This window comes from Streptomyces sp. NPDC047886 (assembly GCF_043204435.1).
In the GTDB taxonomy this organism is placed as follows: domain Bacteria; phylum Actinomycetota; class Actinomycetes; order Streptomycetales; family Streptomycetaceae; genus Streptomyces.
Genome location: NZ_JBIDCF010000002.1, coordinates 230,629 through 242,033 on the forward strand (window position 1 = coordinate 230,629; position 11,405 = coordinate 242,033).

Below are 11,405 nucleotides of genomic sequence, written 5' to 3' on the forward strand. Positions count from 1 at the left end.
CCGTGTCCCGCGCCTCAGACATCTGTCTGAAGGGGTGGGAGAATGCGGGGGTGAAGGGCGATTACCAAGAGCTGGTGGACGAGATCTCGGCGCTGCTGGGCGCTCCGGCGACCCTGGAGAACCGGGATTTCGGCCTGATCGCCTTCGGCGCCCACGACAGCGACGACGCCACGGTCATGGACCCCGTGCGGACGCGCTCGATCCTCACGAGGAAGTCCACGCCGGCGGTGCGCGCCTGGTTCGAGGGGTTCGGCATCGCCCGCGCGACCGGCCCCGTCCGGATCCCCGCCGCGCCGGAGGCGGGCGTCTTCCGGTCCCGGATCTGCCTGCCCGTGCGGCACCGGGGCGTCGTCCTCGGGTACGTCTGGCTGCTGGACGCCGAGCCGGGCCCCCCGCAGGCCCGGCTGGCCGCCGCCATGGAGGTCGCGTCCCGGATCGGCACGCTGCTGGCGGACGAGGAGCGTGCGGGCGCCGACCTGTCGCGGGAGCTGCGCGCGGCGCTCACTGCCGGGCCCGGCTGGCAGTACGACATGGCGCTGGCCGCCCTGCGCACGGCGCTCGGCCCGGGGGCCGACGGGCTGCACGCGCTGGTGTGCGTCGCCCCCTGGCCGGACGACGACAGCCCGTCGGTGCGTACGGCCCCGGGCGCGGCCGCGCTGTGCACGGTGCCGTGGGAGGCGGGCGCGGGAGGGGCCCCCGGGAACCGCCCCGGCGACGGACGCGGGCACGGGCGGGGCGACGGGCGCGGGCGGGGCGACGGGCGCGGGGGCACGGCACCCCCGGGCACGGCACCGCGACGCGGGGGCGCCGACGGCGACGACGGCGACGAACCCGCCGGGTACGCGCTCGCCGCCCTCGTCCGGCTCCGCTCGGCCGACGCCGCCTCCCCCGCCCTGACGGCCGGCGCCCGGCTCCGGGACCTGGCCGGGGCGGGCGCCGCGGCCGGTGTCGCCGACGCCCGGCGGGGCCTGGCGCAGCTGTCCGAGGCGTGGCACGAGGCCGCGTCCGCCGCCCGCGCCGCCCGCGCGCGGCCCCTGCTCGGCCCGGTCGCCCAGTGGTCGGGCATCGGCCCGTACCGGCTGCTCACCGCCCTGCCGGTGGCGCCGGGCGACGATCCGGCGGTCCGCCCGCTGCTCGCCCCCGGCCACGCCGAACTGGTGCGCACCGCCGAGACGTTCCTCGACTGCGCGGGCCAGGCGGGACGTACGGCGGCGGCCCTGGGCATCCACCGCCAGACGCTCTACTACCGCCTCTCCCGCGTGGAGCAGCTCACCGGCCTCGATCTGGACGACGGCGAGGACCGCCTGCTGCTGCACATGGCGCTGAAGGCGCACCGCCTCTGACGGCCCGCCGCCCCGAAGCAGGCCCGGCGGGGACGTTTCTCCGCCCCCGGCCCGCCTCCGTGCCTCCCACACCTCTACGCGCCCGCGCCTCCGCCCCCTCGGCGCCTCCGCACACCCCTCCCCGCCTCCGAGACGCCTCCGCACACCCCTCCCCGCTTCTGAGGCCCTCCGCATACCCCGCAATCCTGGCGCTCCGCGACCGGATGGCGACGAGCCGTGACCCTTCACCCGTAAGTTGTTGAAAACGATAATCATCATGCTACGGTCTCGGCTGTCCCGCTCTCCCCCGCCCGGAAGGGTGCTCCCGTGCGCCGCCTGCCTGCCCGTCTTCTCTCCGCCACCGCCCTGGTATCGGCGTCCGTCCTGCTCACCGGCTGCTTCGCGGCCAGTGGGGGCGCGACGGACACGGGGGCCGGCAAGCGCATCCGCGTGGCGATGATGAACCCGCCGCGCTCCGGGCTCTCGCCGCTCTCCGACGACGCGTTCAAGCTGTCCCGCTGGTCCACCGCCGAGACCCTGGTGGTCCTCGACACCGACGGCGACGCCCGGCCAGCGCTCGCCACCGGCTGGAAGCAGAACGGCACCTCCTGGACGTTCACCGTCCGCGACGGCGTCACCTTCCACGACGGCACCCCGCTCACCGCCGCCGACGTCGAGCGGTCCCTTACCCGCGCCGCCACCGCGTCCCCCAAGCCGCGCATCCTCGACGGCGTCGACCTCACCGTGAAGGCGGCCGGCCGCACCGTCACGGTCACCACCGCGACCGACGACCCGCTCGTCCCCCAGCGCCTCAGCTCGCCGCAGCTGTCGATCCTGTCCGCGAAGGCGTACCGGGGGAAGACGGTGGACCCGGTCGGCACGGGCACCGGCCCGTTCCGGCTCACCAGGGTCGACGGCACCTCGTCCGCGTCCCTCGACCGCTACGACGGCTACTGGGGTGAGAAGGCCAAGGCGCCCGGCATCGACGTGACGTTCGTCCCGGACGGCACCGCGCGCGCCGCCGCCCTGCGCAGCGGCGAGGCCGACATCGTCGAGGCGATACCGGTCTCGCAGGCCGCCCTCCTCGACCAGGACCTCATCACCGAGGTCCCCATGCCGCGCACCAACACCCTCTACCTCAACACCGGGAAGGGCGCGTTCAAGGACCCGGAGCTGCGGGCCGCCGCCCGGCAGGCCGTCGACGCCGAGTCCATCGTGAAGGGCGTGTACGAGGGCCGGGCCGATGTCGCGAAGGGCCTCCTCGGGCCCGCCATCCGCTGGGCCGACGGCCTGCGCGCCCCCCGTACGCCCGCCCCCGCCGGCGACCCGAAGGGCGCGACCGTCACCATCGGCACCTACACCGACCGCGCCGAGCTGCCCGAGGTCGCGCAGGCGCTCCAGCAGCAGCTGAAGAAGGCCGGGTTCACGGTGAAGCTGGACATACGCGAGTACGCCGCCATCGAGTCCGACGCGATGGCCGGGGCCTTCGACGCGTTCATCCTGTCCCGGGCCACGGTCCTGGACTCCGGCGACCCCGTCGCGTACCTGTACAGCGACTTCGCGTCGAAGGGCTCCTTCAACCTCTCCCGGCTCGCCGACCCGGCCGTCGACAAGGCCCTGCGGAAGGCCGCCGCCACCGCGACCGGCGACGCCCGCCGCGCGGCGGTCGTCGAGGGCGAGGCCGCCGTGCTCGCCACCGACGCCGCCGTGCCGATGCTCCACGAGCGCGTGATCCAGGGCGACGCGGCCGGGGTCGTCGGTGCGGCGCACGACTCGCGCGAGCGGCTGCTGGTCACCACCGACACCTACGTGAAGTGAGCGAGGCCGGACTGAGGGCGGGCGGTATCCGCGCCGCCGCCCTGACCATCGTCCTCGCGGCCGTCGGGCTGCTGCCCTGGCTCTCCGGCCGCGACCCGGCGCTCACCGTGCTGCGGGCCAGGTCGGCCGAGCAGGAGGCCACCGGGGAGGCGCTCGCCGCGATCCGCGCCGACCTGGGGCTCGACGCGGGCCCGCTCGCCCTGCTGTCCGGCTGGGCGGGCGGCCTCGTCCGGGGCGACCTCGGCACCTCGTGGGTGTCCGGCACCGACGTGCTGCCGTCCGTCGTCGCCGGGCTCCAGGTGTCGCTGGGGCTGATGGGCGCCGCGCTGGCCGTGGCCCTGCCGGTCGCCGCCGCGCTGGTCGTCCCCGTGCTGGTGCGGGGACGCGGCACGTCCGGCGCGGTCGCCGCCGTGCTCGCCGCGCTGCCCGAATTCCTGCTCGCCACCCTGCTGTTGATCGTGTTCGGCGTCTGGCTGGGCGCGCTCCCGACCGCGGGCTGGCAGGGCCCCGCCCATCTGGTGCTGCCCGCCGTCGCGCTGGGCGTCCCCGCCGGTGGCCTGCTCGGCCGGCTCGCCGCAGACGCCCTGCCCGCCGTACTCGACGAACGGTGGGTGGAGCTCTGGCGCGGCGCCGGCGTCTCCCGGGCGCGGATCGCGTGCGCCGCGCTGCGCCGCGTGACCCCGCCGCTCGTCCCGCAGTTCGGCATGGTCGTCGTCGGCCTCACCGGTGGCGCCGTCGCCGTCGAGACGATCTTCGCGGTGCCCGGTATCGGCCGTACGGCGCTGGGCGCGGCCACGTCACAGGACCTGCCGCTGCTCCAGGGGGCGGTGCTGGCGCTGCTCGCGCTCGGCCTGACGGTCGGCGGCCTGGCGGCGCTCGGCCGCCGGCTGCTGCTCGGCCCCGGCCTGCGGGACGCGGCGCTGACCCTGCCCCCGCCGCGCCCCGTACGGGTGAGCCCGGCCGTGCCGGTGGTGCTGGCCGCCGCCCTGCTGGCGGTGATCGGCTGGGGCCTGCTGCGCGACCCGTACGGGGTGGACACCGCCGCCCGGCTCATGCCGCCCTCGCTCACGCACCCGCTCGGCACCGACGGCCTGGGCCGGGACGTGCTGGCCAGGCTCGGGCACGGCGCGGCGGCGACCGCCGGCACGGCCGCCGCGGTGTGCGCGCTCGGTTTCGCCGTGGCCATGGTGCTGGGCTTCGCCCCACGGGTGGCCGCCGGGACGTCGGACATCGCCAACGCCCTGCCGCCGGTGATCGTCGGCATCCTGGTCGCCGCGGCGGCCGGACCCGGCACGGGCGGCGCGGCGCTCGCCGTGGCGCTGGTCTCCTGGCCGCCGCTCGCCGCGCACGCGGCCGCGCTGGTCCAGGAGGTACGGGCGTCGGGCTTCCTCCTCGCCCAACGGGCGATCGGCGCGGGTCCGGCCTGGATCCTCACCCGGCACGTCCTGCCGTCGGTCGCCGGTCCCGTCGCCCGTCACGCGGTGCTCCGGCTGCCCGGGATCGCCCTGGCCCTGGCCTCGCTGGGCTTCCTGGGCCTGGGCGCGCGGCCGCCCGCGCCCGAATGGGGGCTGCTGCTCGACGAGTCGCGGGCGTACGTGGAGCGCGCCCCGTGGGCGGGTCTCGCTCCGGCCGTGGCGCTGGCCGCGCTCGCCGCGCTGTCGGTGTCGACGGCCTCGTACACCGCGTACCGCTCCTCACACCGGCCCCGGAAGGCCCTGTCCCGTGCACAGTGACGAACCCCTGCTCTCCCTCCGCGACCTCCGGATCTCCTTCGACGGCGCCGCAGCCGTGCGCGGGCTGTCCTTCGACGTCCACGACGGCGAGGCGCTGGCCCTCGTGGGCGAGTCGGGCGCGGGCAAGTCGCTGACGGGGCGGGCGCTGCTGGGCCTGGTCCCGCGCGAGGCGACGGTCACCGGCAGCGCGCGCCTGCGCGACGGGACCGAACTGGTCGGTGCGAAGCCGTCGCTCCTCAGCACCGTCTGGGGCCGCCGTATCGCCTTCGTCCCCCAGGACTCGCTGTCCGCCCTGTCCCCCGTCCACCCGGTGGGCGACCAGCTCGCCGCCGCCGTACGGTCGGTGCGCGGCCTGTCGCGCCGGGACGCGCACGCCCGGGCCGCCGACGCCCTGGACCGGGTCGGCCTCACGGGCGCCACGGCCCGCGCCCACCCGCACGAACTGTCCGGCGGGATGCGGCAGCGCGCCGTCATCGCCATGGCGATGGTGAACGAACCGGAGCTGGTCATCGCCGACGAGCCCACCACCGCGCTCGACCCCGACCGGCGCGCCCAGGTGCTGCGGCTGCTCGGCGAACAGCGGGAGGCGACCGGCGCGGCGCTGCTCCTCGTCACCCACGACCTGGAGAGCGTCGCCGGGCACGCCGACCGGGTGTACGTCGTGTATGCCGGCCGGCACGTCGAGTCGGGCCCCGTCGCACAGGTCTTCGGCGCCCCCCGGGCGCCCTACACGGCGGGCCTCCTCGCCTCCCTGCCTCCTGCGGACCCGCCGGCCGGCCCGCCCGCCGGTCCCCGCGCCCACCCGCCCGCGAATACGCCCGCCGGTCCTTCCCCGGCCGGCCGGCGCCGCCGCCTGCCCGCGATCGGCGGGACACCGCCGGCCGCCGGCCTGCACCCGCCGGGCTGCGCGTTCGCGCCGCGCTGCCCGTCGGCCGACGACCGGTGCCGCGCGGAACGACCGGAGCCGACCGCCCTGGACGACAGGGAGGTCTCCTGCCACCGCGCCACCGAACTCCCCTCCCCCACGGCCGAACTGTTCCTGGAGACACGATGACCCCGCTGCTCGACGTACGCGACCTGGTCGTACGGTACGGGGACACCGTGGCCGTGGACGGGGTGTCGTTCACGCTGAGCCGCGGCGAGACCCTCGCCCTCGTCGGCCCGTCCGGCTGCGGCAAGTCGTCCACGGCCGCCGCCGTGCTCCGGTTGCGCCGCCCCGACGGCGGCGAGGTCCGGTTCGACGGCGTCGAACTGACCCGGCTCCCCGCACGAGAACTGCGGGCGCTGCGCCCCGCGATGCAGCCGGTCTTCCAGGACCCGTACGGGTCGCTGAGCCCTCGGCAGCGGATCCGGCACGCGATCGCCGAACCCCTGCGGGTCCAGGGCCGCTGGGACACGACGGCCGGTCCGGCCCGGGTCGCCGAACTGATGGCCATGGTGGGGCTCGACCCCGCGCTCGGCGACCGGCTGCCGTACGAGCTGTCCGGCGGCCAGTGCCAGCGCGCCGGCATCGCCCGCGCCCTGGCCGGGGAGCCGCGCCTGCTCGTCCTGGACGAACCGGTGTCGGCCCTCGACCCCTCCGTACGCGCCGGGGTGCTGAACCTGCTCGCCGACCTCCAGGAGACCCTGGGCCTCGGCTACCTCTTCATCTGCCACGACATGGCGCTCGTCCGCCACTTCGCCGACCGTACGGCGGAGATGCGCGACGGCCGGATCGTACGGGTCTCATGAGCGCGCTCGCCCGGCTCCTCATCGGCAGCCAGTTCACGTTCAACATCGGGTTCTTCGCGGTGCTCCCCTACCTCGCCGATCATCTGAGCGGCACGCTCGGCCTGGGCGGCTGGCTGGTCGGCCTGGTCCTCGGACTGCGCACCTTCAGCCAGCAGGGCCTGTTCGTCGTCGGCGGCGGGCTCACCGACCGGTTCGGACCGCGCCCCGTGGTGCTGACGGGGTGCGCGCTGCGGGTGGCCGGCTTCTGCTGGCTCGCCGTCGCCGAAGCGGTGGGGGAGATCGTCGGGGCGGTGGTGCTGGTGGGCTTCGCGGCGGCCCTGTTCTCGCCGGCCGTCGAATCGGAGATCGCCCGCGAGGCGGTACGGCTGGAGGAGGCGACCGGCACCCCGCGCACCCGCGTCCTGGCCCGGTTCGGGGCCGCGGGCCAGGCGGGCGCGCTGATCGGCCCGGTCCTCGGCGCGCTGCTGCTGCAGGGCCGGTTCCCGGTGGCGTGCCTGACCGGAGCGGCCGTCTTCCTGGTCGTCCTCGCCGGGCACTGGCGCCTGATGCCGCACCGGCGGCCCGCACCGCCCGCCCGCCCGTCCGGCGGCGGCACGCTCCAGGTGCTGCGCCACCGCCGGTTCCTCGCCCTGGCCTTCGCCTATGCCACGTATCTGCTGGCCTACAACCAGCTCTATCTGGCGCTGCCCGCTGAGCTCGACCGGGCGACGGGCTCGCAGTCCGCGCTCGGCTGGCTGTTCGCGCTGTCGTCGGCCCTCGTGGTCGCCGGCCAGCTGCCGCTGGAACGCTGGACCGGTGCCCGGCTGTCCTGGCCCGCGTCGACCAGGGCGGGCCTGCTGCTGGTGGCGGCCGCCTTCCCGGCGGCGGGCGCCCTGCGCGCGCTGGACGGCCTGTGGGCGGCGGTCGCCTTCGTCACCCTGCTGTCGGTGGGCCAGATGCTGGTGCTGCCCGCCGTACGGGCGTGGCTCCCGGACCTGGTGGACGCCCGGCGGCTCGGCCTGTACACGGGCGCCCTGTCCTCGCTGGCGGGCCTCGCCGTACTGGTCGGCGGCGCCCCGGCGGGCGCCCTGGTGGACTCGCCCTGGTACTGGCCGGTCATGGCCGCCGTACCGCTCGCGGGGGTGGCGGCGGTCCCCGGAAGGCGCTCGCCGGTACGCCGGGCGAAGGACGGCGGGCGCCGCCGTACGCACGCCGCGGACGGCTGAAACGGCGCACCCGGCCGGCAGGGAGCCTGCGGGCCGGGTGCGGTACGACGTCGTCGTGGCGGGGCGGGTCAGTCGCCCAGGTTGACCGAGCGGGCCGACGTCGCGCCGACCTCCTCGGCCAGCTCGGTCAGGACGGTCGGCGGAATGGTGTCGTCCACCGTCAGCACGGCAAGCGCCTCGCCGCCCTCCTCCGCGCGGGAGACCTGCATACCGGCGATGTTGAGGCCCGCCTCGCCGAGGATCCGGCCGACGGTGCCGACGACACCGGGACGGTCCTCGTACCGCAGGACGACCATGTGGTCGGCGAGGGCGAGGTCCACGTCGTAGTCGCCGACGGCGACCAGCTTCTGGAGGTGCTTGGGGCCGACGAGCGTGCCGGAGACCGCGACCTCCTCGCCGTCGCCGAGGGTGCCGCGCACGGTGATCACATTGCGGTGGTCGGGCGACTCGCTGCTGGTGGTGAGCCGTACCTCGACGCCGCGCTCCTGCGCGAACAGCGGGGCGTTGACGTACGACACGGTCTCGTCGACGACGTCCTCGAAGACGCCCTTGAGCGCGGACAGCTCCAGCACCTTGACGTCGTGCTGGGTGATCTCGCCGTACACCTCGACGTCGAGCCGGACCGCGACCTCGCCCGCGAGCGCGGTGAAGATCCGGCCGAGACGCTCGGCCAGCGGCAGCCCCGGCTTGACGTCCTCGGCGATGACCCCGCCCTGCACGTTCACGGCGTCCGGAACGAGCTCACCGGCGAGCGCGAGCCGCACCGAACGGGCGACGGCGATACCGGCCTTCTCCTGCGCCTCGTCCGTGGACGCGCCGAGGTGCGGGGTGCAGACGACCTCGTCGAGCTCGAACAGCGGGGAGTCGGTGCACGGCTCCTTGGCGTACACGTCGAGACCCGCGCCCGCGACCCGGCCCTCCTTGAGGGCCGAGTACAGCGCCGCCTCGTCCACGATGCCGCCGCGCGCGGCGTTGACGATCCGCACGGTCGGCTTGACCTTGTGCAGCGCCTCGTCACCGATCAGACCGAGCGTCTCGGGGGTCTTCGGCAGGTGGACGGTGATGAAGTCGGAGACCTGGAGCAGCTCGTCCAGCGTCAGGACCTTCACGCCCATCTGCGCGGCACGCGCGGGCTGCACGTACGGGTCGTACGCGACGACCTTCATGCCGAACGCGGACATGCGCTGCGCGACGAGCGCGCCGATCCGGCCGAGACCGACGACGCCGAGGGTCTTCTCGGCGAGCTCGACGCCCGTGTACTTGCTGCGCTTCCACTCGCCGTTCTTGAGAGCGGTGTTGGCCTGCGGGATGTTCCGCGCGCTGGCGATCAGCAGGCCGCAGGCGAGCTCGGCGGCGGTGACGATGTTGGAGGTCGGCGCGTTCACGACCATCACGCCGGCCTTGGTGGCGGCGGAGACGTCGACGTTGTCCAGACCGACGCCGGCGCGGGCGACGACCTTGAGCTTCTTGGCGGCGGCGATCGCCTCGGCGTCGACCTTGGTGGCGGAGCGCACCAGGATGGCGTCCACGTCGGCGATGGCGGGCAGCAGCTCGGCGCGGTCGGCGCCGTTGCAGTTCCGGATCTCGAAGTCCGGGCCCAGCGCGTCGACGGTGGCGGGCGACAGCTCTTCAGCGATGAGTACGACAGGTTTCGAGCTCACGTGAGGTCCTCACAAGTCCAGTGCGGACGGCCGTCCCGACGGCCGCAGGCGGTGGAGGGGGGCTTGCCGCGTGGAAGACGCACGACGCTGTGGGCCTGACGCGTATGCCTGTGCAGTGTAGTAGTGGCGCGCGGCTGGTTTTCCGCCTCGGAGGAAGGATCACCCGTCCGGGTTGGACCGCGTGTCCAACGGAGGGGCGCGCGCGCCGCGCGGGCCCGCCGGACAACGGCCGCGGGGCCGGGCGCAGTGCCCGGCCCCGCGGCGTCACGGCTCACGCCTCGTCGTTGTCGACCCAGCTCATGAGCTTGCGCAGCTCCTTGCCCGTGGTCTCCAGCAGGTGCTCGGAGTCCTGCGTCTTGTACTCGTCGTACTTCTTCAGGCCGCCGTGGTACTCGTCCATCCAGTTCTTGGCGAACGTGCCGTCCTGGATCTCGGCGAGGACCTTCTTCATCTCGGCCTTGGTGGCGTCGGTGATGATGCGGGGCCCGGTGACGTAGTCGCCCCACTCGGCGGTCTCGGAGACCGACCAGCGCATCTTCTCCAGGCCGCCCTCGTACATCAGGTCCACGATCAGCTTCAGCTCGTGGAGGCACTCGAAGTAGGCGATCTCCGGCTGGTAGCCGGCCTCGGTCAGGGTCTCGAAGCCCGCCTTGACGAGGGCCGACGCGCCACCGCAGAGCACGGCCTGCTCACCGAACAGGTCGGTCTCGGTCTCCTCGGTGAAGGTCGTCTTGATGACGCCGGCACGGGTGCCGCCGATGCCCTTGGCGTACGACAGGGCCAGCGCGAACGCGTTGCCGGTGGCGTCCTGCTCGACGGCCGCGATGCACGGGACGCCGCGGCCCTCCTCGTACTGGCGGCGGACCAGGTGGCCCGGGCCCTTCGGGGCGACCAGGGCGACGTCGACACCGGCCGGGGGCTTGATGAAGCCGTACCGGATGTTGAAGCCGTGGCCGAAGAAGAGGGCGTCGCCGTCCTTCAGGTGCTCCTTGATGGACTCCTCGTACACCTGGGCCTGGATCGGGTCCGGAACCAGGATCATGATCACGTCGGCCTCGGCGGCGGCCTCGGCGGGCGTGACCACGCGCAGGCCCTGCTCCTCGGCCTTGGCCTTGGACTTGGAGCCCTCGTGCAGACCGACGCGGACGTCGACACCCGAGTCGCGGAGCGACAGCGCGTGGGCGTGGCCCTGGCTGCCGTAACCGATCACCGCGACCTTGCGGCCCTGGATGATGGACAGGTCGGCGTCGTCGTCGTAGAACAGCTCGGCCACTGGGTTTCTCCTTGGTGTGCTGATGTTGCGTCCCACCGTACGGCGGGGAGGGATGGGGAAGTCGAAGGATCCCGCTATGCGGAACGGTGCCGCTGTGCGACCTGTGCCGCGCCGGGGGCGGTGCCGCTACGCGGAACGGTCCAGGGCCCGCAGCGACCGGTCCGTGATGGACCGGGCACCACGCCCTATGGCGATCGTCCCGGACTGGACGAGCTCCTTGATGCCGAACTGCTCCAGCATCTTGAGCATCGCGTCGAGCTTGTCGGTCGAACCGGTGGCCTCGATGGTGACGGCCTCGGGCGAGACGTCCACGGTCTTGGCGCGGAAGAGCTGGACGATCTCGACGATCTGGGAGCGGGTCTCGTTGTCGGCGCGGACCTTCACCAGGACGAGCTCGCGCTGGATCGCGGCGCTGGGTTCGAGCTCGACGATCTTCAGGACGTTGACCAGCTTGTTGAGCTGCTTGGTCACCTGCTCCAGCGGCAGGTCCTCGACATTGACCACGATGGTGATGCGGGAGATGTCGGGGTGCTCGGTGACACCGACGGCGAGCGAGTCGATGTTGAAGCCGCGCCGGGAGAACAGGGCGGCGATCCTGGCGAGGATGCCGGGCGTGTTCTCCACCAGGACGGAGAGCGTGTGCTTGGACATGTGCGTCGTAC

General features: G+C 74.4%; 9 protein-coding genes. 6 read left to right on the top strand and 3 right to left on the bottom strand.

The window, feature by feature from the left end; all coding sequences use genetic code 11:
- Positions 1–50: 50 nt before the first annotated feature.
- The 6 genes from ACGF5U_RS06795 (at position 51) to ACGF5U_RS06820 (ending at position 7,809) form a co-directional block, all read left to right on the top strand.
- Complete coding sequence (locus tag ACGF5U_RS06795) at positions 51–1,343, top strand: PucR family transcriptional regulator (protein ID WP_392710895.1); 1,293 nt, start codon at positions 51–53, stop codon at positions 1,341–1,343.
- Positions 1,344–1,649: 306 nt separating this feature from the next.
- The gene (locus ACGF5U_RS06800; protein ID WP_392710896.1) at positions 1,650–3,140 is read left to right on the top strand and encodes an ABC transporter substrate-binding protein; all 1,491 of its coding nucleotides are present in this window, start codon (positions 1,650–1,652) and stop codon (positions 3,138–3,140) included.
- Positions 3,137–4,873, top strand: coding sequence for an ABC transporter permease subunit (locus tag ACGF5U_RS06805; RefSeq protein ID WP_392710897.1), 1,737 nt, complete (start codon positions 3,137–3,139; stop codon positions 4,871–4,873). Before ACGF5U_RS06800 ends, ACGF5U_RS06805 begins: the two co-directional genes overlap by 4 nt.
- Complete coding sequence (locus ACGF5U_RS06810) at positions 4,863–5,927, top strand: ABC transporter ATP-binding protein (protein ID WP_392710898.1); 1,065 nt, start codon at positions 4,863–4,865, stop codon at positions 5,925–5,927. Before ACGF5U_RS06805 ends, ACGF5U_RS06810 begins: the two co-directional genes overlap by 11 nt.
- Complete coding sequence (locus ACGF5U_RS06815) at positions 5,924–6,604, top strand: ATP-binding cassette domain-containing protein (protein WP_392710900.1); 681 nt, start codon at positions 5,924–5,926, stop codon at positions 6,602–6,604. The genes ACGF5U_RS06810 and ACGF5U_RS06815 overlap by 4 nt, the downstream gene beginning before the upstream one ends.
- Positions 6,601–7,809 carry an MFS transporter gene (locus ACGF5U_RS06820; RefSeq protein ID WP_392710901.1) on the top strand — a complete coding sequence of 403 codons (1,209 nt, stop codon included), beginning with the start codon at positions 6,601–6,603 and terminating at the stop codon, positions 7,807–7,809. The genes ACGF5U_RS06815 and ACGF5U_RS06820 overlap by 4 nt, the downstream gene beginning before the upstream one ends.
- Positions 7,810–7,877: 68 nt before the next feature.
- On the opposite strand, the gene serA is transcribed toward ACGF5U_RS06820, so the two are convergent.
- The 3 genes from serA to ilvN all read right to left on the bottom strand — a co-directional run bounded on the left by serA (position 7,878) and on the right by ilvN (position 11,394).
- Complete coding sequence (serA, locus tag ACGF5U_RS06825) at positions 7,878–9,470, bottom strand: phosphoglycerate dehydrogenase (RefSeq protein ID WP_392710902.1); 1,593 nt, start codon at positions 9,468–9,470, stop codon at positions 7,878–7,880.
- A 271-nt stretch (positions 9,471–9,741) separates the two neighbouring features.
- Entirely contained in the window at positions 9,742–10,743 is a 1,002-nt protein-coding gene (gene ilvC, locus ACGF5U_RS06830) for a ketol-acid reductoisomerase (RefSeq protein ID WP_392710904.1), read from the bottom strand.
- Between the two features lie 126 nt (positions 10,744–10,869).
- Positions 10,870–11,394 (bottom strand): acetolactate synthase small subunit, encoded by a 525-nt coding sequence (ilvN, locus tag ACGF5U_RS06835; protein ID WP_385412025.1) that lies wholly within the window; start codon positions 11,392–11,394, stop codon positions 10,870–10,872.
- Between the last annotated feature and the right edge of the window lie 11 nt (positions 11,395–11,405).

Bases quoted from the DNA above. Each gene is read 5' to 3' on its own strand.
- ACGF5U_RS06815 (WP_392710900.1), top strand. From the start codon at position 5,924: ATGACCCCGCTGCTCGACGTACGCGACCTGGTCGTACGGTACGGGGAC.
- ACGF5U_RS06820 (WP_392710901.1), top strand. From the start codon at position 6,601: ATGAGCGCGCTCGCCCGGCTCCTCATCGGCAGCCAGTTCACGTTCAAC.
- ilvN (WP_385412025.1), bottom strand. From the start codon at position 11,394: ATGTCCAAGCACACGCTCTCCGTCCTGGTGGAGAACACGCCCGGCATC.